General features: G+C 67.7%; 23 protein-coding genes. 13 read left to right on the forward strand and 10 right to left on the reverse strand.

The window, feature by feature from the left end; all coding sequences use genetic code 11:
• Positions 1 to 4 precede the first annotated feature (4 nt).
• The 8 genes from R9Z33_RS05865 to R9Z33_RS05900 all read right to left on the reverse strand — a co-directional run bounded on the left by R9Z33_RS05865 (position 5) and on the right by R9Z33_RS05900 (position 8256).
• On the reverse strand, positions 5 to 1489 hold the full coding sequence (locus R9Z33_RS05865) for a phage portal protein (RefSeq protein WP_318650369.1): 1485 nt from the start codon (positions 1487 to 1489) through the stop codon (positions 5 to 7).
• Positions 1489 to 1725, reverse strand: a complete 237-nt coding sequence (locus tag R9Z33_RS05870; RefSeq protein WP_318650370.1) for a phage head-tail joining protein — start codon at positions 1723 to 1725, stop codon at positions 1489 to 1491. The genes R9Z33_RS05865 and R9Z33_RS05870 overlap by 1 nt, the downstream gene beginning before the upstream one ends.
• Positions 1726 to 1738: 13 nt before the next feature.
• Complete coding sequence (locus R9Z33_RS05875; RefSeq protein WP_318650371.1) at positions 1739 to 3652, reverse strand: phage terminase large subunit family protein; 1914 nt, start codon at positions 3650 to 3652, stop codon at positions 1739 to 1741.
• Between the two features lie 25 nt (positions 3653 to 3677).
• Positions 3678 to 4190 carry a MerR family transcriptional regulator gene (locus R9Z33_RS05880; protein ID WP_318650372.1) on the reverse strand — a complete coding sequence of 171 codons (513 nt, stop codon included), beginning with the start codon at positions 4188 to 4190 and terminating at the stop codon, positions 3678 to 3680.
• A gap of 90 nt (positions 4191 to 4280) precedes the next feature.
• Positions 4281 to 5138 carry a DUF3489 domain-containing protein gene (locus tag R9Z33_RS05885; RefSeq protein WP_318650373.1) on the reverse strand — a complete coding sequence of 286 codons (858 nt, stop codon included), beginning with the start codon at positions 5136 to 5138 and terminating at the stop codon, positions 4281 to 4283.
• A 131-nt stretch (positions 5139 to 5269) separates the two neighbouring features.
• Positions 5270 to 5506 carry a hypothetical protein gene (locus R9Z33_RS05890; protein WP_318650374.1) on the reverse strand — a complete coding sequence of 79 codons (237 nt, stop codon included), beginning with the start codon at positions 5504 to 5506 and terminating at the stop codon, positions 5270 to 5272.
• A gap of 100 nt (positions 5507 to 5606) precedes the next feature.
• The gene (locus tag R9Z33_RS05895; protein ID WP_318650375.1) at positions 5607 to 6875 is read right to left on the reverse strand and encodes a site-specific DNA-methyltransferase; all 1269 of its coding nucleotides are present in this window, start codon (positions 6873 to 6875) and stop codon (positions 5607 to 5609) included.
• A complete protein-coding gene (locus R9Z33_RS05900; protein ID WP_318650376.1) occupies positions 6865 to 8256 on the reverse strand; it encodes a site-specific DNA-methyltransferase in 1392 nt (463 codons plus the stop codon). Before R9Z33_RS05900 ends, R9Z33_RS05895 begins: the two co-directional genes overlap by 11 nt.
• A gap of 87 nt (positions 8257 to 8343) precedes the next feature.
• Here R9Z33_RS05900 and R9Z33_RS05905 point away from each other — a divergent pair.
• A protein-coding gene (locus R9Z33_RS05905) for an IS3 family transposase (protein WP_318650377.1) occupies positions 8344 to 9518 on the forward strand; the annotation gives its coding sequence in 2 pieces (ribosomal slippage) (positions 8344 to 8602 and positions 8602 to 9518; 1176 coding nt in all).
• Between the two features lie 463 nt (positions 9519 to 9981).
• Here the strand turns inward: R9Z33_RS05905 and R9Z33_RS05910 are convergent.
• Positions 9982 to 11565 carry an LA2681 family HEPN domain-containing protein gene (locus R9Z33_RS05910; RefSeq protein WP_318650378.1) on the reverse strand — a complete coding sequence of 528 codons (1584 nt, stop codon included), beginning with the start codon at positions 11563 to 11565 and terminating at the stop codon, positions 9982 to 9984.
• A gap of 52 nt (positions 11566 to 11617) precedes the next feature.
• Positions 11618 to 12001 (reverse strand): DUF6456 domain-containing protein, encoded by a 384-nt coding sequence (locus R9Z33_RS05915; RefSeq protein WP_318650379.1) that lies wholly within the window; start codon positions 11999 to 12001, stop codon positions 11618 to 11620.
• A 175-nt stretch (positions 12002 to 12176) separates the two neighbouring features.
• Between R9Z33_RS05915 and R9Z33_RS05920 the strand changes: the two genes are divergently transcribed.
• The 12 genes from R9Z33_RS05920 to R9Z33_RS05975 all read left to right on the forward strand — a co-directional run bounded on the left by R9Z33_RS05920 (position 12177) and on the right by R9Z33_RS05975 (position 20537).
• Positions 12177 to 12407, forward strand: a complete 231-nt coding sequence (locus tag R9Z33_RS05920) for a hypothetical protein (RefSeq protein ID WP_318650380.1) — start codon at positions 12177 to 12179, stop codon at positions 12405 to 12407.
• Positions 12408 to 12927: 520 nt separating this feature from the next.
• Complete coding sequence (locus R9Z33_RS05925) at positions 12928 to 14229, forward strand: tyrosine-type recombinase/integrase (RefSeq protein ID WP_318650381.1); 1302 nt, start codon at positions 12928 to 12930, stop codon at positions 14227 to 14229.
• Positions 14230 to 14380: 151 nt separating this feature from the next.
• Positions 14381 to 15169, forward strand: a complete 789-nt coding sequence (locus tag R9Z33_RS05930) for a hypothetical protein (protein WP_318650382.1) — start codon at positions 14381 to 14383, stop codon at positions 15167 to 15169.
• 157 nt (positions 15170 to 15326) lie between these two features.
• Positions 15327 to 15557, forward strand: coding sequence for a helix-turn-helix transcriptional regulator (locus R9Z33_RS05935; protein ID WP_318650383.1), 231 nt, complete (start codon positions 15327 to 15329; stop codon positions 15555 to 15557).
• A complete protein-coding gene (locus R9Z33_RS05940; protein ID WP_318650384.1) occupies positions 15557 to 15760 on the forward strand; it encodes a hypothetical protein in 204 nt (67 codons plus the stop codon). Before R9Z33_RS05935 ends, R9Z33_RS05940 begins: the two co-directional genes overlap by 1 nt.
• Before the next feature lie 123 nt (positions 15761 to 15883).
• Positions 15884 to 16480, forward strand: coding sequence for a hypothetical protein (locus tag R9Z33_RS05945; protein WP_318650385.1), 597 nt, complete (start codon positions 15884 to 15886; stop codon positions 16478 to 16480).
• On the forward strand, positions 16477 to 16890 hold the full coding sequence (locus R9Z33_RS05950; protein ID WP_318650386.1) for a hypothetical protein: 414 nt from the start codon (positions 16477 to 16479) through the stop codon (positions 16888 to 16890). The genes R9Z33_RS05945 and R9Z33_RS05950 overlap by 4 nt, the downstream gene beginning before the upstream one ends.
• Positions 16887 to 17102 (forward strand): hypothetical protein, encoded by a 216-nt coding sequence (locus R9Z33_RS05955; protein WP_318650387.1) that lies wholly within the window; start codon positions 16887 to 16889, stop codon positions 17100 to 17102. The genes R9Z33_RS05950 and R9Z33_RS05955 overlap by 4 nt, the downstream gene beginning before the upstream one ends.
• Positions 17099 to 18049 carry a DUF7146 domain-containing protein gene (locus tag R9Z33_RS05960; RefSeq protein WP_318650388.1) on the forward strand — a complete coding sequence of 317 codons (951 nt, stop codon included), beginning with the start codon at positions 17099 to 17101 and terminating at the stop codon, positions 18047 to 18049. Before R9Z33_RS05955 ends, R9Z33_RS05960 begins: the two co-directional genes overlap by 4 nt.
• On the forward strand, positions 18046 to 19467 hold the full coding sequence (locus R9Z33_RS05965) for a phage/plasmid primase, P4 family (RefSeq protein WP_318650389.1): 1422 nt from the start codon (positions 18046 to 18048) through the stop codon (positions 19465 to 19467). Before R9Z33_RS05960 ends, R9Z33_RS05965 begins: the two co-directional genes overlap by 4 nt.
• A 217-nt stretch (positions 19468 to 19684) precedes the next feature.
• Positions 19685 to 20218, forward strand: coding sequence for a hypothetical protein (locus R9Z33_RS05970; RefSeq protein ID WP_318650390.1), 534 nt, complete (start codon positions 19685 to 19687; stop codon positions 20216 to 20218).
• Positions 20211 to 20537, forward strand: coding sequence for an HGGxSTG domain-containing protein (locus R9Z33_RS05975; protein ID WP_318650391.1), 327 nt, complete (start codon positions 20211 to 20213; stop codon positions 20535 to 20537). The genes R9Z33_RS05970 and R9Z33_RS05975 overlap by 8 nt, the downstream gene beginning before the upstream one ends.
• Positions 20538 to 20658 lie beyond the last annotated feature (121 nt).

Genomic DNA, 20658 nt, shown 5'->3' on the forward strand with positions numbered 1-20658 from the left:
GCGATCATGCGGGGGCTCCTGGGGTTGGCTCGGCGCGGGGCGGTGCCGCGGCGCCGGTAGCGGCGATCTCGACGGCGGCCATCTGCGCGGCGTCCTGTGCGGCGCCGGACTTCGCGACGCGGCGCGGATCGGTGTCGAGGGCGAGGCCGGCCTCGTCCAGCAGCGCGTTGGCCTCGCGGATCATCTCGACGACCTGGCGGAAGTCGTAGCCGAAGGCGCCCACCGCCTCGGGCTGCGGCACAAAGCCGGCGCGGACCTGCGCGATCAGAGCGGTGGTGTCCTTGAGCGGGTCGATCATCTCGTGCGCGGGGGGGACGTGGGAGAGACCGTCCGGCACCTCGGCGCCCCACAACCCGAGCAGCGCACCCTGCGCATGGAAGCGGTCGGCGATGGGGCGCACCAGCATCGGGATCAACATCCCGTACTGCACCTGCTCGCAGAGGCGGCGGAACTCGATCTTGCCGGCGCGGAGCGAGGAGTAGTTCGCCTGCGTCAAGTCACCGGCGACCTGGTCGTAGGTCAGGCCCGTGCCGACTGCAGAGGCTTCCAGCGCCCGGCGCGCGAAGGCGGCATGCGATCCACCACCGGAGGGATTCACCACCTCCACGGACCCAATGCCGCGGCGATACAGGATCATGCCCGGCTCGAAGCTCTCCACCGTGCGGCCCTGTGCATCCCGCAGCAGGCCCGACGCCGGGCCGGTCATGGCGTCGTCGCCATCCTCGGAGACGACCGCCGCCAGGCAGGCTTCGATCTTGGCTTTCATCAGCAGCGCCGCCTCGTAGTCGCCGAGGTCGCGCAGGCGGGTCAGCACGGGCGCCAGCCAGGAGACGTCGCGCAGCTGTCCCGGCCGGCGCTTGCGATAGATGTGCAGCACATCGCGGGCGGGCACGCGCTGGCTGCTGAGCCAGGTGGCGCCGCCCGGCAGCACCCAGGAGGCACCGGGATGCACGCGGTGCAGCCAATAGCCGACCGGCTCGCCGGTCTCGCCGAGGCCGATGCCCTGCAGCGTAGGGACACCCTCGATGACGCCCTGCCGTGCCGTGTCGAGGTGGTCGCTTTCCAGCACCTGCAGGCGGAGCCCGATCGGATTGGCCGGCGTGATGTCGGCCGGCAGCAGGCGGACGAAGCATTCCCCGCTCTCGACCACGGCGCGCATGACCAGGGCCTGCAGGCCATAGAGATCGAGCCGCCCCTCGGCGTCGCAGGCGGTGCTGTCGGACCAGCGGCGCCAGGCCTCGGCGTGCGCCTTGTCTGGCCAGCGGGTGGTGATGCCGGCGCCGACGGCATTGCCGGTCCAGAGGTCGACGATACGGGCGGCGTAGGGGTCGTTGCGGACAGCATCCCGGGCACGGCGCGCCACAGTGGGGGCCGCAGCACCAACCTCGGCCGTGGCGCTGGTGCCGGACGCAGCCCAGCTCGACGCGCGGTTGTCCTGCGCCGCGGCATAGCCGCGCAGGGCGTTCCAGGCATCACGAAGACGCCCCATCACTTGGTTCCCTCGCGGGAGAAGCTGGCGAACGTCACGTTGGGGCGGCGCGCGGCGGCGTTCTCCGCTGCATGGAGCACCGATAGGGCGCGGCCGAGTTCATCGAGCGACCGGTATTCCACGGTGCGACCGTCGAAGGTCACGCGCGTGGTGCCGCCGGTGAAGGCCGCCGCCAGGACGGCAGCACGGGTACCAGCGGGCTGTGCCAGCGCCCAGGCGAGGACGGTCGCGTCCATGATCGTCCTCCTGTCAGCGAAGCCAGCCGCTGCGTGGCGCGAGCCAGCCTCGCGGGCGCTGGCTGTCGGATGGCGGCACCGCCGCGGCCTGCGACGCCGGCGATGGAGGAGCGACATTCCCAGCGGCGGGAACCTCGCTCGGCCGAAGCGGCGCATCCGCCGCCTCATCCCGCAGCCGCGCCCAGAACTGCTCGCCATAACGATCGGCGCCGAGCAGCCACAGCGCGGCGCGGGCCAGAACAGCGCAGTCCAGCGCCTCGTTCCGCTCGCGCAGCTTGGCCCATTCCTGCCGCGCAAAGCCGCGGCGATCATTGGTGGTGCGCAGCTGCTCGGCGACCAGCTGCTTGACCCATTCGACGTCGATCGCGCGCGGCAGATGCACCCAGCCGGGCGGCAACTCCTCCGCGTCGCCGCGGCCGAGCCAGAGCCGGCGATAGAGATCGGCTTTCCAGGTCGAGACGGACACGGTCCAGAGCTTGAGGCCGCGGCGCAGCTTCTGGCCGTTGACCAGCGCGTCCACCGGCGTCGGGCCCTGGACGGGCTGCGCCCGGTTCCAGCCGTCAATGCCCTTGGTCGGCGCGATGCGCGGATCCCGCAGGCGCCGCAGATGGCCATAGACGGCGGCGGTGTCCCGGCCGCCGGTGTCGACGCAGAGCCGGGCGATGCGCATGGCGCCGCCACCGTGGCGCGGCCAGTCGCGCGCCAGCGCCCGGGCCAACTCGTCCCAGGGCTCGCGGTCCCGCGGGCTGCCGGGGATCACGACGTGATCGACGAGCCAGGACGAGAAGCCCTCCGCCCAGCCCCAGACGTCGCATTCCAGGCGGTCGTCCTGCACGTCTACGCCGGCGGTCAGCACCAGCGCGCCGGGCGGCACCACGCCCATCGGAAAGTCCTCGCGGCGTTCGACCAGCCGCTCCCAATCCGGCGCCTCGCCCTGCTCCTGCCAGGTCTCGCCCAGGACCGTGTTCTTGAAAGTCTTGATGTCCTCGGACTTGCCCTGGGCGGCCTCCCAGTCCCGGGCGATCTGCTCCCAGGAGAGCCAGCCCACGGGCGAGTACAGCGCCGAGATGTGAAAGCCGATAGTGTGGGGATCCTGGCCTTCCGCCGTCGCGCGCCATTCCCCGCCGCCGAGCATGGCGGTCTTGTCGTGCTCCTGCATGGGATGGTCGCAGGCAGTGCAGTGATACCGCGCCGTCTCGGGCGCACCCTTCTCCCAGAGCAGCCGCTCGAAGCGCAGCCACTGCATCTCGCCGCAAGCCGTGCACGGCACGAAGAACCGCCGCTGGTCGCTGGCCAGGTACTCGCGCTCGATGCGGCTGCGGCCCGCGATGGTGGGCGTGCTGACCAGGAAGGCCTTGCGCCGCCAGCCGAAGGTGCGGGCGCGCGCTTCGGCCAGCGCGATCGGATCACCCTCGCCGGCGACGTCGCCCGGATAGGCGTCCACCTCGTCGAGGAACAGGAACCGCGCCGTCATCGATCGCAGCCCCACCGCGCTGTTCGCGCCCGTCAGCACCAGGATGCCGCCGGGGAATTCCTTCGACAGCATGGTGTTGCCGCTGTCGCGGGCCCGGGCCGGCGCAACCCGCTCCCGCAGTGCGGGTGTTTCCTCCAGCAGCGGGTCTATGCGCTGGCGCGAGAAGCGCTTGGCCAGTTCCACGGTCGGCTGCACCGCCAGCGCGGGTGCTGGCACGTGGTGCATGATGTAGCCGAGCCAGTTGTTACCGCTCTCCGTCGCGCCGACCTGCGCCCCCTTCATGAAGACGACGCGCCGGGCGGGATACACCGCCGACAGCGCGTCCATCACGTCCTTGAGGTACGGCGTGCGGCTGGTGCGCCACGGGCCAGGTTCCGCCGAGGCGCGGCTGCCGAGCATGCGATGGCGCTCGGCCCATTCCGAGACGGTGAGCTGCGGCGGCGGGCGGAGCATCGCGCCGACGCGCCGGCGCACATGCTCACGGCTGCGGAGACCGGTCGCCTCCGAGGCCTGCTGGATCGAAGCGATCGGCCGCCTCCGTCAGCAGGTCGTTGATGTGGCTCTGCAGGATGGTCTGCAGCAGATGCGGATCGACGCTGATCTCGGCGGCGATCAGGCCGGAGACGCGGGCGGGCCAGTTCAGCAGCGCGTCACGCATCGTGCTGCCGATCTCGTCGAGCGCGGCATTCGCCTCGGTGACATCGAGCAGGCGGCGCTTGGTCTCATCCAGCGAGAGGCGCTGCGCCTCCACTTTCAGCGCGAGCTGCGCGACCTTCAGCCGGGCGAAGGGCGTGCCCTCAGCGCCGATGCTGGCCAGGGGCGAGCGGGCGGGATCAGCGGTCTCCGTCAGGCGGCGTCGGGTCTTGTCGATGTCCCAGCTACCGTCGGGCTCGCGGGCGATGCGACCCGCGCGCTCGGCCTTGTGGATGGCGGTGTCGCTGACGCCGAGGCGCCGTGCGGCCTCGCGCGTGGAGGCGGTGAGTTCCGGCATGGCGGCGACCTCCCGCCGCACGTGATGGTCATCACGAGCAAGGGCCCGCTACCTGCCGGCGGCGGGCCCTCGACGTGTCCGGCTCCGTGGTCAGGCCGGCAGGTGGTAGATGGTGAAGGAGCCCTTCGCGCCCGTCTTGTTCGGGCCGACCATCCGCTCGCGCGACTTCACCTCGACCGCGTGGCCCTTATTCTTCAGCCCGGCGAAGAAACCTCGGACCGTGTGCTGCGCCCAGCCCGTGGCCTCCGCGATCTGCGCGACGGTGGCGCCCTCGGGCCGGCGGAGCATTGCCAACACCTGCTCCTGTTTCGTGCCCTCGCGCGGCTTGCGCGGCGCTCCGACCTCGCGCGGGGCGCGGGGCGGCTTGCCAGCGAGCAGGGTGCGCAGCGCCTCCATCGGGGCATCGAGCGCGGCGATCATGTCCGTGGCGCGGTTGGCCTCGTCGTCCCAGGCCGCGAGGATCGCCGCGGCGGCGTCGCGCAGGCTGGTCCGCGGCGCGGCGGCGCGTGCCGCGAGGGCCTGGTCGAGCAGGGCGATTTCCTCCACCAGGGGCGCGGCCTGGGCGGCTTCGGCGACCGTAGCGTCCTGTGCGGCGGGCTGCGCGGCCGGCGCCACCGTGGGCGCCGTGTCGGGCACGCTGCCCTCGATGCCCGAGCAGTCGGGCTCGCCGGCCACCGCGTCGCCCTCATTCGGGTCGATGCCGATGGCGCGCAGCCCCTCGTCGGTGATGCGCGCCACAATCCAGGTGCCGTCGTCATCCTGGCGCCAGCCCAGCCCGACATGCTCCCGCGGGGCGTTGATCTCGGTGAGCAGGTCGTTCTTGATCAGGCTGCGGAACACCGCGTTGCGCGCGGCGGCCGGCAGGGTCTTGGGCGCGCGGGCGAGGCCGATCTCGTGCTGCGCGGCGGCGCTGAGGATCACGCGCTGGGTGTCGGAAAGCTTCGTCATCGTGGTGGTCTCCGGTTCCGGGTGCCGGTCATCGGCCCCTACTGCCGGGAGCCCCGCCGGCCTGGGTTCCCATCGCAGCTTGCTGCGATGGGGTCCCGTTGCCGGTCGGGGCGGTGCGGGAGTGGCCCGCGTCAGACTTCGTATTCACCGCGGCGGAAATGCTGATCCGCGATGTCCTTCAGCTTCGCGGTGGCATCGGAAAGCCAGGCCGCTTCGCCCCAGAGCACCGTCTCCGGATCCGCGCCGAAATGGTCTGCGCTGGCCTGGGTGAGTTCCGCGAGGAGGGCGTCGAATTCGGCCTTCTTCGCCAGGAAGGCGGCCAGGCTGCGTTCCTGGTTGCGGGCGGCGCGGGCTTCGCGGTCGGTCATCTTGGTCTCCGTCGTGGTGCAGGGCGGGGTGCTCTGCGTGTGACGGACCATTCGCGCTGTGCCGCGCACGAGCCAAGCAAGATGCAGCGGCGCGGAATTGCTATGTTTCGGCGGTCTGGATCACATCATGATCGACGATGCCGCGCGCCGCGGCGACATCGGCGAAGATGCGATCATCGCCTTCCAGCACGGCCGCTTCGCCAGTCGTCTCCTGCCAGCGCCGTACTATGACGTCGGCATAGGCGGGATCGATCTCCAGCAGCACGGCGCGCCGCCCAGTGCGCTCCGCCGCGATCATCGTCGTGCCCGAGCCGCCGAAGCAGTCCAGCACCGTGTCGCGCGGCTTGCTGCTGTTGCGGATTGCGCGCTCGACCAGCGCCACGGGCTTCATCGTGGGGTGCAGGTCGTTCCTGGCCGGCTTGTCGAAGTGCCAGACGTTCCCCTGGTCGCGCGCGCCGCACCAGTAGTGCTGCGCGCCGGCCTTCCATCCGTAGAGCATCGCCTCGAACTGCTGGTGGTAGTCGGCGCGGCCGAGGGCGAAGGTGTTCTTCGCCCAGATGATGGTGCTGGACCACTTGCCGCCCGCCTCCTGCCAGACGCGATGCAGCGTCGGCCATTCGGAAGAGGACATGCAGACGTAGCAGGCGCCCTTGGTCACGGAGAGCAGATTGGCCAGCGCGGGGCGCAGGAACTCCGGAAAGCCGCCGCCGAGCGCGTCATTGGCGATGGTCATCTTCGCCGCCGTGCCGCCCTCGTAGGCGACATTGTAGGGCGGATCCACGAAGCCCATGTCGGCCAGGTGACCGGCACCGAGGGCGCGCTGCACGTCCTGGATCTTGGTGGCATCGCCACAGAGCAGCCGGTGCTCGCCGCAGCGCCACAGATCACCGGTCCGGCTGACGGGCAACACGGGCGGTGGCGGGGCGTCATCGGCATCATCGTCGAGACCGGCATCGGCCGCGGCCAACAGCCGGTCGAGCTCCATGCCGGAGAAACCGAGCACCTCCAGGTCGACCACCGCCTCGTCGCGGATGCGGGCGATCTCGGCGGCGAGCAGCGCCTCGTCCCAGCCCGAGTTCAGCGCAATCTGGTTGTCCGCGAGCCGCAGCGCCCGCGCCTGGGCCGGGGAGAGATGGCCAAGCCGAAGCACCGGCACCGAGGCGAGGCCCAGCTGCTTGGCCGCCATGACGCGACCGTGGCCGGCAATGAGCACGCCCTCGGCGTCGACCAGCACCGGGTTCACGAAGCCGAACTCGGCGATGGAGGCGGCGATCTGTGCCACCTGCGACGGCGAATGCGTGCGCGCGTTCTCGGCGTAGGGGACCAGCGCTGCGACCGGCAGAGCACAGACAACGAGGTCAGGCTGCATCGGCGGTGACCTCCTGCCTTGCTGCAGCGACCGCGTCGTAATCGCGCCCGTCATCGGCCAGCGTCACCGGCATGTCCGGGTGCAGCATCCGCCACCGCGCCACGGCCAGGTCGACATAGGCCGGCGCCAGCTCGATCGCCCGCACGCGGCGACCGGTGCGCTGGCCGGCGATGACGGTGGTGCCAGCGCCAGCGAAGGGCTCGAACACCACGTCGCCCTCATCGGCATAGGCACGCATCACGAAGTCAGGCAGCGCGACCGGAAACACCGCGGGATGCTCTGTCTCGATACCGCGGGCCTTGTGCCGCGTGATGCGCAGCACGTTGTCCGGGATCCGGGTTTCCTGGACGCCTTGGCCGGCGTGCTGCCATTCGCCGACGGTGCCGTCCTTCGCGCGCAACCCACCCTTCTCCGAGTTGACGTGCCCTGCCCAGCGGCAGGGGATGATCTTGTTGGGGCGCCGGGCCTCGCGATTGAAGTGGAACAGGAGCTCGAAGGCGGGCGACAGCCGCCCGTTCCAGTCGCCCGGCAGGCCCGGCCCCTGGTCCCAGGTGTAGAGCCCGAAGCGGCGCCAACCGCGGGCGCGCATCCAGTCGAGCCAGCCGGACCAATAGGGCTGCCACTCATTGTCGCGATGGATCAGCCCAAGGTTCACCAGCACCTGGCCATCGGGTCGCATGGCCGCGTCGAGATGCTGGAACACAGCCTGCATCAGCGCATCCCAATCCGTGACGCCGCCGGTGGTGTAGTCCCGCTGGTTCCCATAGGGCGGGGAGGTGAAGAGCAGCGCCGCGCGGTCGTCGCCCATGACGCGAGCGACCGAGGCAGCATCGGTGCTGTCGCCGCAGAGCAGGCGGTGGTCGCCCAGCAGCCAGAGATCGCCGGGGCGGGTGACGGCCTGGCGCGGCAACTCGGGTTCGGCGTCGGCGGGATCCTCCGTCGTCTCCTCCGCATCCGCCGCGCCAGTCGCGCCGTCCCCCTCGGCTGGATCCGCGGACAGAGCCTCGGGCGCGTCGCCGTCGGACACGGCATCTCCAGCCGCCGCGAGGATGTCCGCGAGCTCATCCGCCGAGAAGCCGAGCGCGCCGAGGTCGATGTCCTGCGCAGCCTGTACCGCGGCGAGCGCATCCCGCAGCAGCGCCTGGTCCCAGGACGCATTCTCCGCGATGCGATTGTCGGCGAGGCGCAGCGCCTCCTTCTGCGCGGCGGACAGGTGCCGCAGCACGATGGTCGGCACCTTGATCATGCCGAGTGCGGACGCCGCCTCGAGACGACCATGGCCCGCGATCAGCACACCGTCCTCATCCACCAGCAGCGGGTTGGTGAAGCCGAAGGCCCGCATGCTGGCCTTGATCTGCTCCAACTGCTCGGCGCTGTGCACGCGCGCGTTACCGACGTGCGGGCGTGACCTGCCCCCTACCTGATCCCTTGATTTGGGTGAGAGTCCGTCCCCAACAGGAGATGGACGATGAAGAAGAGCAGGTTCAGCGAAGCGCAGATGATTGGTGTGCTGCGGGAGCAGGAGGCCGGTGCGACGACGGAGGACGTCTGTCGGCGGCACGGCATCAGCCAGCAGACGTTCTACCGTTGGAAATCGAAGTACGGCGGCATGGAAGTCTCGGACGCGCAGAAGCTGAAGGCGCTGGAGGACGAGAACCGGCGTCTGAAGAAGCTGCTGGCGGAATCGATGCTGGATGTCTCGGCGTTGAAGGACCTGCTGGGAAAAAACTGAGGACGCCCGCGGCACGCCGGGCTGCGGCGCTGCGCCTGATGGCGGAGCGTGGATATTCGCAGCGGCGTGCCTGCGGGCTGCTCGAGGTAGATCCCAAGACGGTGCGGCGGGAGCCGGTGCCGGGCGATGGCGAAGTGCGTGCTCGTCTGCGCGAACTGGCGGCAGAGCGCCGGCGGTTCGGCTATCGGCGGCTGGGCATTCTGCTGCGGCGGGAAGGCGTGGCGATGAACAAGAAGAAGCTCTACCGCCTCTACCGGGAAGAGGGGCTGTCGGTGCGTCGCCGGCGTGGCCGCAAGCGGGCGACCGGCACCCGTGCGCCGCTGGCCTTGCCGCAGGGGCCGAACCAGCGCTGGTCGCTGGACTTCGTCTCCGACGCGCTGAGCTGGGGGCGACGGATCCGCATTCTGTGCATCGTCGACGATTTCACCCGCGAGGGCCTGGCGCTGGTGGTGGACACCTCGATCGGCGGGCGACGCCTGGTGCGCGAGTTGGAAGCGTTGATCGCCCGCCGTGGCCGCCCCGCGGTGATCGTCAGCGACAACGGCACGGAGATGACCTGCCGCGCCGTGCTCGAATGGTGCAACCGCAGCGGCGTGGCGTGGCACTACATCGCGCCTGGCAAGCCGCAGCAGAACGGGTTCGTGGAATCCTTCAACGGGAAGCTGCGGGACGAGTGCTTGAACGAGGAGGTCTTCGCCAACCTGGCCGAGGCCCGCGCTGTCATCGAACGCTGGCGGCTCGACTACAATCTGAACAGGCCGCACTCGGCGCATGGCGGGCTGACCCCGGATGCCGCACGCCGTCGCCACGCGGACGCGGCCGGGCGGCTGCGCTACCTCGAAGGCTCCGCCGCCCGGCCGCTCCAGCCACCACAGGATTTCGGCTACAACCCCGGCGGGCTCTCACAATGAACGCGGGACCAACGGGGAGCAGGTCAGGCGCACCTCCGCCACCGGACGCAGCAGGATCTTCGCCGCCATCCAGGGGAGCGTCATTGGGCCATCCGGATCTGGGAGTGGGTGCAAACCATGCGGCCCGTGAGAGCAAACCTGGCACGGTATGGTTTGCGGGTTATCTGGCTGATCGCACGGGGAAAGGGCTGCAAACCGCAACCCTGTTTTATGGCCTGGCGCTAGCGACCTTGCGCGCTTCCGCCCCCCGCATACAGCAGGGCCGGGAAGGAACCATCGGCTCGAGAGCCACAGTGGCTGATCAGCTGGCGAGTGGCTCGGGAGCCACTCGCCTCAGCCGCAATTCAACGACTGTCGAGAGATTAGCCGATGTGAGTTTCAGGCATCAACGCGACATTCTTTCGCTGCTCTACGTTTGTCTTCGCTCTCCGAAACTGGTGTCGGTACGGTTTGTGCTTGACTGTCACCGCTTCCAATCATCGCTCCAAAGAGAAAGCGGCATAGAAACCAAGCCAACTGAGCGTTCCCGAGACCGCCGTTCCTCCTCTCGCCTCACCGCGAGCGAGAGGTAGACCACGGCGCTGCGCGTGAGCTGCAACAAGCGAATTGCCTTTGCCTCAAATACAGCTCGATCGACACTCATAGATGGCTGATCGTCAGTCTCCTTCTCAATAGCAGATAATGGGAAGGCGAGTGTCCCATCGTGAATGCGCAGAAAGCGATGCTCGAGGTGGTTTCTGATGGCGCGGACTCCGCGAGCATCTGGGTCGGTGACATCGCTGAAGTCCGGCTCGTATAGGTCCTTCGCCAGCCAAAACAGGCCCCGCAGTGGCCAGTTATCCAGGCGAGCGAACTCAGGCCGAATCACCCAGTCCCTACCCGTTTTCTCAAGCCAGATGCTGCGGAAGCTCACGCGCGCAGTCGGTACGGCCAGACCAAGGTAAACGTTGATAAAAATTGCTATCTTGTCCAGCAGCGAATAAGCAGAACGGTAAGCTATTTTTACTTGCTCTATAGCCAGACCATGGATCGGATAGTCGAGAGTGTTGAAAAGGACAACACCACGATCCGAGTTATGCGGTCCGTCGGCGGCAAGTCCACTGAACAGGAGCCAGCGAGCCGACGCGTATTCCTGCTTGATTTGATTGTAGAATGCGATGATTCGAGGAGGCTCCGGGCCGTCAGTCAGCGGTGTGGTCAGGTCCGGCAGAGTCAGCACGTCGCGAGCAACGATAGGGCGACGCCACAGATCGTTCAGCGGGTTCAGGAAAAGACGCCTCTGCATGCACCACCGGCGATATTCCCGCTCACCTAAATCGGCACCCAAGTGCTCCACATTGTCGGGATCGAGTTCGACGTCTTCAAATCCGTCTAGGCGTGACGTCAGATCATCACGAAGGCGCGCGAATACCTGATGTGGGCCTTTGGCGGCCTCTTCGCCGCCTTCCCAAATGGCGTCTTTTGCAAGTGCGGCGTGAAGACCAGACAGTGCGCCTCTCAGAAAGAGGATTTGGTGGCCTGGATCGTAGAGAGCTCGTGCGTAATGCATCAGGCCAGCACCACGATTCCCAAGTGCCATTGCGAAGTTTTGATTCAAAGCCAGCGCTTGATCCCAAAGTTGAATGGCGTCGACGAAGCGGCCAGCCGCGTTCATCTGATTGGCAAGGTTCGTGAGGATCTGGCACTTCCGGACTGAAGGGAGTGCCGCAAAACCTGGGTGTGCCCAGGCTCTGCGTAGGTGGAGGATCTGCTTGGAAAGCTCGGGGTGTTCCCAAAGCCACGCGTCGGCAGGTTCGCTCTGCCGAATCTCCTGTAGAGCGGCCCAGGCATTGGCTTTAAAATACTCAACAGTTACCTTGAGCGCGTCTGACAGTTGGCGCTTCTCGATCTGGTCACAAAGAGCAAGCGCCCCGAGTACTGTAGCCTCATGACCGAAATCATGCGCGGCATCGATCACCAAACCAATTTGGAAGACAGCATCTTCCGGATCTAAGTCGGGCCTTGATGCTTCTGCTAGAAGCTGGCCGAGGTTGGGTTGGTCCGACATTGTTGCTCCAGAAATGGGGGCTTTGTTCTAGTGCCCCCAGGCCTCCCACAGTTTATAGCCGGTAGTGGGCTGCCAGTACGCTCAGCGCCGCGACCAGCATCCCCTGCGCCTGGGTCGCCGGCACCGTTCGGCCACCCCAGCCCTGCCGCATCGCCCATTCCCGGACTGAGCATTCCAGGCCGATAACATGCCAGACGCAGCTTCCGGCGGCGCTTTCGGAGCCGCCAAGAACCTCCATGGCGGATGCCACCCTGTCCCTGGCTGCGATCTGCTGTTCCGTAATGCAGTCGCCTCCGCCACCCACGATCCGGATCATCGGCATGGCACGCAGGCCGTCCAGCATCGCGGCGCGGAACTGACGCCGGAAGATCCCGCCTGCCTCGAACATTTCGGCCGTGATGGTCCCGTTGGCCTGCATGGCGCCCAGCGTATCCACGGCACGGCGATGCTGGACCGGCACCCGAAAACAGAACGACGCGGTCTGGGGCAAAGGCTGGCGGTGGTCCAGCGCCGCTTAGGGCCAGGTACTCTTGCGGCGGTGAAACGCGGCGCGTCGCCTTGAACGCGAAGGCAAATCTATCGTCTGACAGAAAGGTCAGCGTTGACTCGAGTTGGCTGAGGACCTGCCGGTCGCTCCAGAAGGCGAAGTCACGGACGGCAATGGTGAAGCGGAAATCTCGCTGCCAATCGCCGCCGAGACGAGCCATAAGCTTTGTGTCGCGGCGCGTGAGCTGATCCGCGCAATAGACGTAACAGGCGATGTCCAACAGATCGGCGAGGCGGTCGGGAATCTTCCCGAGCATCTTGCGTGTGACCTCTGCGGCGCTGAGCCGCACCCGTGAGGATGCACGTTCTCGCGCGTTTCATCGAGTGGACCGTCGAACCACTACAAGCCAGGTCTCCGCCTCGCCGAGGGTTCCGTACCAAAGTGTTCGCTCTCGAAGTACGGATTTCGGGCAAGTGGGGTTCGAACCAGGGCAAGCGTCCGCCGCGCGGGAACCGGCCTTTTACCTAGGTTTTTGAGTTCCGTACTGAAACGCCCAAGTCAGGAGGTCCGGAGAGAAAGGGCCTCCGGAGAGCGATTTTCGCCCGTCTCCGCGCCGGGCCAGTCAACAGGTCTGCCCTGAAAACCCCAGGAAACCTGCCACTCAGCGCGGCCCTCGGTCGGGGGGAGAGTGCGGCTCGTATTGGAACTGGCGGAGAGGGTGTCTGCCAAAAGACTGTCCCGGGCTGAACCGCATTGCCTCATAACTAAGGCCTTAGGCCGATAAATCACAAATCCATCATCCCCTGCTGTTTCACCTTGAACCGGGGTAGTCCACAAATTATTTGTGGACGACCTTGTGGACGGGATTGTGTGGCATGGCGGGTAAGCTGACGGCGGCGGCGGTGAAAAGTTTGGTGGCGAAGGGCAAGCCTGGCGCCACGGCGGATGGTGGCGGGCTGTATCTCCGCGTGACCGCACCCGGCATGGGGAAGTGGACGCTGCGCTACATGCTCGGCGGCAAGGCCCGGGAGATGGGCCTGGGCTCATTGGCGGACGTGTCGTTGGCGGAGGCGCGCATCAAGGCGGAGGAGCAGCGCCCGCTTCTTCGCGCGGGAACCGACCCGATCAAGGCGAAGGCGGAGGCGGCGGAACAGGCCGCGCGGGAAGCCGCCTTGGCAACAACCTTCGAGGAAGCCGCCCGCATGGTGGTCAAGGAGCGCCAGCCCGGCTGGCGCAATCCGAAGCACGGCACGCAATGGCTTGCGACCCTCTCCGCCTATGCCTTCCCGGTGATCGGCAAGCGCCCGGTGGCGGCCGTGAATACGGATGACGTTCTGGCGGTGCTGCGCCCGATCTGGCAGCGCGTGCCGGAAACTGCGTCACGGGTGCGGGGGCGTATCGAGGCGGTGCTTGATGCCTCCCGCGCGAAGGGGTGGCGGACTGGTGAGAACCCCGCGCGGTGGAAAGGCCACATGGCCGAGTTGCTGCCGCCGCCTCGGAAGGTGCGGGCGGTGGCGCATCATCCGGCTTTGCCCTTCGAGCGCGTGCCCGCCTTCCTCAAGGCACTCGGCAAGCATGAAGGAGCCGGCGCCCTTGCGCTGCGCTTCGCCATCCTCACGGCGGCCCGGACGGGTGAAGTCCGCAAGGCGACGTGGCGGGAAGTGGACTTGGACAACGCCATCTGGACGGTGCCGGGCAACCGCATGAAGGCCGGCAAGCTGCATCGCGTGCCGCTGGCGCCGGAGGTTGTGGCCCTGCTGAAAGCGCACAAGCCGAAGGAGGTTGAGCCCGGCGCCTTTGTCTTTCCGACCGTGACCGGGAAGGCCCCTTCCGACATGACGCTTTCGGCGGTGGTGCGGCGGATGAATGAACCGGCCGAGGGCGCCAGCCCGGATGCGCCCCCCGCGTGGTGTGACTTGGAGTGCCGCGCGGTGGTGCCGCACGGCTTCCGATCCACCTTCAAGGCTTGGACGCTCGCCCGCGCTTTCCCGGACCATCTGAGCGAGCGGGCTTTGGCCCATACCGACAAAGACAAGGTGCGGGCCGCCTATGCGCGCGGTGATCTGTTGGAGGAGCGCCGGCCGATGATGGAGGCATGGGCGAAGTATTGCCTTGCCGCCGCCGCCAGCGTGGCCGACCTCGCCACGGAAAAGGCGAAGCGGAAGGCGAGCGCGTGATGCCTCGCCTGTGCCCACCCTCCGGCGATGGAAGCGGGGCCGCGTGATCCTGTAGTGTGACTACGGCGGGGCAGGGCCGGCCAGCCCGCGCGGAACCTCTGCCCGCGCAGCCCCGCCGCTTCATCGCAGAGGCGCGAAGTAGAGGCGCGGCATGTCGGTATTGACCCCGGAGGGATACCTTCCGCTTAGTGATGCCATATCGGAGCTTGCTCGTCAGATTGGCGGCGATGTGATGTCCGAGCGTAAGCCGGAGGCTCTTATCCGGCTTGAAGCTGCGACCACTGCCGCCATTGCCAGAAGCAAGGCAGTCTCAGTTGCTCCGATGGGCTCACTCCGAGCGCCGCGTCAAGGCGCCATTATTCCGGTGGGGCCGCCGCCGACCACAGAGCAAATCGCTTCCCTTGTGGCGGAGCTTGCCAAGGCGCGGGCTCAATGGCTTCCGATTGCTGAACGGCAGCAGCGCGCCTTGGCAGAGGCGCGGCGCCGACTTCGAATTGAGTTGGCGGAGGGCCGCTTGATGGCGGTTGCGATTACTGACAACGGCCACTTCAAGAACGTCGCATCCGCGCCATGGCGGGTAGCGGATGGGGAAAAGGCCATGGCTACAGGGCGACTTGTCGCGCCTGCTTTCAGCAACGTGCCCGATTGGCCGGTGTTCCTCCCTGAGCAGGCTTTTCGAGCGTGGCTTAGGCCTCCAACGAAGGAGCGCGTCTCGGATGAAGTCCTGGCGCCAATCGTTGCTGGTATGGCCGAGAAGATTGCCCACGAAACGGGGCAGAAGGTGACCCAAGGAAAGATAGAGGCTGAGCTACTGGCGGCGGATTTCACTGAGGCTGAGGCTAGGCGAGGGGCAAAGATGATACCGCCCCATCTCGCGCGGGGCCGAGGAGATCATGATCGCGCGCCATTGAGCCGGGTGGCAGTCAAAAAGAGCCCTTAGCGGGTGATCCGATAATCGCAGGATAATTGCGGGGTAATCGCAAGGCCAAAGGAGCCGGTTGCGATTATGCGATATCGCGATGAAGCGGCTTGGGTGTGCTCTGGATGCCCCCGGATCAGCGGGAAATTGTTCCCCTGCACCATGGGAGCGACGGTTCATGCCGAACCTCAATTTCACCACCCGCCAGCCGCCCGCGCTGGTGCCGCTGCCGCAAGGGCAAGCGGTGTTTGGCCTGTCTCGCAGCACGACCTACCGCGCTGCCGCTGAGGGCCTGATTACGCTCCGCAAGATCGGATCGCGGACCTACATCGTCACGGAAAGCGCGCTGGCTTACATCGCGGCGCTGCCGGTGATGACCCCGCGCGGCGCCGCGAAGGAGGCCGCGTGATGGCCGCCCGCATGACGCCCGGCCCGATGGAGGCGGAGGCCATCGTTGCCCTGGACGTGCTGGCATCCAGCCGCGCCACGGGCGCGCATGAGTTGGCCGACATGATCGCGCTTGATCTGCATGCGACGATCCGGCGGCTTCAAGCAACGCTCGGCGGCCCCAAGCCGCCCGGCAGCGCTCATCTCGACAACCGCCAGAAATAGAAACGCGCCCGACCCGTTAAGGCCGGAGCGCGCGAAACGTGTTGGACCAGCAACCGACACATACTCATTTCGCGGCAGTTTTCCAAGGTCTTTCGGGCGGCACACATCGCAAAGGAAAGCGATATGCCCGACGATATCCGCCCCATCATGGGGGCCTTTGAACACAACCACGGGGTGGCGGGGGAAGGCCCGCTGCCGGTGCTGGCCACGCGGCCGGATGGCTTTCTGGATGCCCTGCATCACGACTTCGATAGCCTGGCGGACGCGCCCGGCGCCTATGGCTTCGAGGGCGCCGAGCCGCTGTTGGAGGCGGTGGACGGGGGCCAGCTGCAAGCCGCCTTCATCACGCCGGGCGAGATGCGCCCGGGCCTGAAAGCGACCTATCAGGACCGCCGCCCGCATGTGGTGCTGTTCCGCGATACCGGCGCGGATGGTGACGGCCCCGCCGGCTTCCCGCTGGCCGGCGCCGCGATCCGGTGGGGCTATGGCGTGGCGATCTGCACCGCGCCCATGGATGAGGAACGCGCGGGCTTCATCCTGGCCTTCGCGGAACGGCTTCAACGCGCTGTGGCGGTGATGACCACACCGGAGTGGGCGGCAGATTGGGCCAGCTTCGCAGCTGCCTCCGCCGCGCCCCGCGCGCTGCGTTGCGTCACGCTCCGGGAGGGCGAGGCCCTGCCAGCGATCAAGGCGCCTTCGCCCAAGCGGGGGCGCCGATGAGCGGCGGCACCAATCTTCCTCCGGCCGCGCGGCAGCGGCTTGTCCGCTTCTGTGGGATGCTTGGCAGCGACCATGACGGCGAGCGGGCCAATGCAGCGCGCATGGCGGATCGGTTGATCCGTGAAGCCGGGCTGACCTGGGATCACGTTATCGCGGTTCCGGCAGCGATGCGGCAGGACGTGCCGAAGCGACCGGCCCCGCCGCCTGAATGGTCCGCCTCTGAGTTTCGGACGCCGGGCATGCAGCGCATAGCGGAGGTGGAAACGATCCTCCGCCAGCACCGCCCGCTGCTGACGCAATGGGAGGTGGATTTCCTCGGCAGCATCGCTTCCCGGGGCCATCTTACGATCCGGCAGCTTGAAGTGCTTGAGCGCATCCGGCGGAAGGTCAAAGCGCGAGGTGCGGCATGACGCGCCGAGGCAACCGCCCCGACAAGCCCGCCACGGCGCCGCATGGGCCTCTGCACGACGCGGCGCGGCTGGTGATCGTCCCAGGGCTGCAAAACGCCCTGGGCGGCCCTGTGCTGGCCTGGGCGGGCGGATCGGCACGCCGGCCGGTGCTGAAGGCCCTGGCGACCTTCGCGGCCCTGGCAGCCGCCCGGGATGATGGGGGCGCCGCGTGAAGGAACGCCCGGACATTCCCGAAGTGGTGGCCATGCTCTCGGCCCGCATGTCGGAACTCGCCATGCAGTTGTGCGGCGAGCCGACCGAACGCGGCCGGGATACCTGGCGCTACCGCCGCAAGGGCAGTCTCGCGGTGGTGGTGCAGGGCGCCAAGCGTGGCAGCTGGTTTGACCATGAGGCCGGGCAGGGCGGCGATGCGCTGGGCTTCATCGCCCATCTGAACGGGAAGCCCATGCGGGAGGCTTACAGATGGGCGCTGGGCTGGCTGGGCGTTGAGGTAGGGCAGCGACGCCCGGAAGCGCCACAACGCCCTGTAGCGCCTCCTGAGGGGCAAATAGAGGCATCCCGGACGCTGGACCTCGCCCGCCTGATCTGGATGCAGGCTGCGCCCGCCGCCGGGACGGTGGTTGAAGCCTATCTCGCATCGCGCGGGCTGGCGCTGCCGGATGCGGCGCCGATCCGGTTTCACGGTTCCTGCCCGCGCGGCCCGGAGCGGCTGCCCGCGATGGTGACGCTGATGGTCTCGCCATCAACCGGCGAGGCGGCGGGCGTGCATCGCACCTTCCTCAAGCCGGACGGCACCGGGAAGGCCGAAGGCAAAGCCAAGATGATGGCAGGCCATGCGGGCGTGATCTGCCTTTCACCACGGCGCGACGTGGGCGACGCGCTGGGCCTGGTGGAAGGCATCGAGACGGGCCTTGCGGTGATGCAGCGCGGGGGATGGCGGCCGGTGTGGGCGGCGACCTCGGCGGGAAGCATCGCGGCGTTTCCGGTGCTGCCGCCCATCGGGACGCTTCACCTCTTTGCGGATGCGGACACGGCAGGACTGAGCGCGGCGCGGCAATGCGCGGGGGCGTGGGCAGCGGCGGGCCGGAGGGCGCGGGTGATCTGGCCGCCGGCTGGTGATTGGGACGATGCGCTACGGCGCGGAAGGGGGATCAATTGAGCGATAGGGACGAAGCCGAGCGGATCTTCCGTGAGGCAGGCGCACAAGAGGAATGGTTCACGCCGAGCGGCGCGAAGCCGGAGCCTCCGGCGGAAGGGGAACCGCCTGAGCATTCGGACGACGCGCTGGCGCTGGCCTTCTCGGATCGGCACGCGGGGCAATTGCTGCATGTGCCGGAGTGGGGCGCATGGCTGCGCTGGGATGGCTGCCGGTGGGCCTTCGACAAGACGCTGGCGGTTTACGATCTGGCGCGGCTGATCTGCCGGGAGGCAGCGATTGCGGCGGAGGAGGGCGGGCGGCGCGATGAACAGGCCGCCGCCGCCAAGCTGGCCAGCGCGCAAAAGGTCTCGGCGGTTGAACGACTGGCCCGCGCGGATCGGCGCCATGCACGCCCGGCCGATGCGTTTGACGCCGATCCTTGGGCGCTGAACACGCCGGGCGGTGTTGTGGACCTCAGGACCGGCGGCATGCGCCAGCACGGCACGGCGGACTTGTTCACCAAGGTCACGGCGGTTGCGCCTGGTGGTGACTGCCCGCGCTGGCGGCGCTTCCTGAATGAGATCATGCAGGGCGACGCCGAGGCCATCGCCTACGCGCAGCGGTGGTGCGGATACGCCCTGACAGGCAGCACGCGGGAGCATGCCTTCCTGTTCCTCTATGGGCCGGGCGGCAACGGTAAATCCGTCCTGCTGAACACGCTGGCGCACGTCATGGGGGACTACGCCACCACGGCCGATATGGAGCTGTTCACGGTGGGCGGCGGGAACAGTCATCCGACCGGCCTTGCGGACCTACGCGGCGCGCGGCTGGTGCTGGCGCAAGAGACGGAACAGGGCCGCGCGCTCGCGGAAGCGAAGATCAAGGCCATGACGGGCGGCGACCGCATCAAGGCCCGCTTCATGCGGCAAGACTTCTTCGAGTTTCAGCCGGTCTTCAAGCTGGTGATGACAGGCAATCACCGGCCTGTGATCCGCAACCCGGATGAGGCGATGCGGCGCCGGCTGCATCTGCTGCCGCTGACCTACAAGCCGCCGGCACCGGACCGCGATCTGGCCGAGGCGTTGCAGCGCGAAGCGCCCGGCATCCTGGCCTGGGCCATCGAGGGCTGCATGGCCTGGCAGAGCGAAAGGCTCGGCAGCTGCCCGACCATGTTGGAGGCAACGGCCGAATACTTCGCGGAACAGGACTTGATCGCGCAATGGCTGGCCGAGCGATGCGAGGCGGTGCGGCACGGCGAAGCGCCATCCTCGGCGCTGTTCCGGGACTGGCAGGCATACGCGAAGGATCGCGGCGAGGAGGCCGGGACAAGCAAGACGTTCTCCGCCGCGCTGGAGCGGCACCACGCGAAGAAGCGGAAACCGAGCGGGGTTGTCTTCCTGGGGCTGCGTTTGCGGCCGAGCGATACGGGGGTTTTCTGATGGCGCAGCACATGGCCGATGTAGGGTTGTGTAGGGTTTTTCGTTGTCTCTCGTGTGTGACGCGCGAGCGCACGCGCGAACGGGTATTACGAGAAACCATACACAACCCTACATGCTTTTGCGGGAAAGCGGCGGGTAACTGCGGATTTTGGCCAAATGGCCCTATCCTGCCGAAAGGGCGCCTTTCGTGACCGGCGCGGCGAGGAAATCGGGCCGCGTGGCGGTGCCGGAGAAGCCCGCCGGGAAGGGCAACGTGGCGCGCATCGCTTCCCCTGAGGAGGCGGCCCATCACCGCAGAGAGGGCCACCTTGCCCGCATCACGGGCGGCAAGACGGACCGCTTCAACAACCACGCCATCCGCCAGCTGGTGGACACGCTTTGGCTGCCCGGGTGGGCGGACCGGGATCAAGTCATCGGCGCGGCGGTGGACGCGGTGGCAGGCTTCGAGCCGACCGACCCGGTTGAGGGGATGATGGCAACCTTGGCCGTGGCGCAGCACGCGGCGGCGATGGAATGCCTCCGGCGCGCGATGCTGGCCGAACAACCTTTCGAGATCACGACGCGGCTTCGCCATGACGCGGCAAAATGCACCCGGGCCTTTGCCGAGATGGCCGAGGCGATTGATCGGCGCCGGGGCAAGGGCCAGCAAACCGTCCGGGTTGAGCATGTCACGGTGCAGGCCGGAGGGCAGGCCATCGTTGGGGCTGTCGCGGCGCCGAGCGGCAAGGCCCGGGGGGTGGGGCATGAATGAAGAACCGCCCGACAAGGCGATGCGGCGCGGCCGGTTGAAGAACGGCAATCCGGGCGGCGATCTCAGCAAGGCGCCCCGGTGCGGCGCGAAGACGCGGGCCGGAACGCCCTGCCAGCAAGCCGCGATGCGCGGGAAGCGGCGGTGCCGGATGCACGGCGGCGGCAGCACCGGACCCAGGACGCCGGAGGGCATGGCGCGGATGCGCGCCAGCAAAATCAAGCACGGGTTGAAGACGAAGGAGGCGAAGGAGCTTCGCAAGCTGATCCGGGAATTGGACCGGCTTTGCAAGCCGATGGCGCGGGAGGAGCGGGACAGTTGAGTTTCGGGGGTTCGACTGGGCGGCCGGGACGAGATGCAGATGTCTAGGCTCCCTTGATCCAGCGCGCTTTCTCCTATTGCCGCAGAAAATTATGTATCTCAGAGTGGGGTAGGAACCCTTT

The sequence above is a fragment of the Sediminicoccus rosea genome, from assembly GCF_033547095.1.
Classification (GTDB): Bacteria; Pseudomonadota; Alphaproteobacteria; order Acetobacterales; family Acetobacteraceae; genus Roseococcus; species Roseococcus rosea.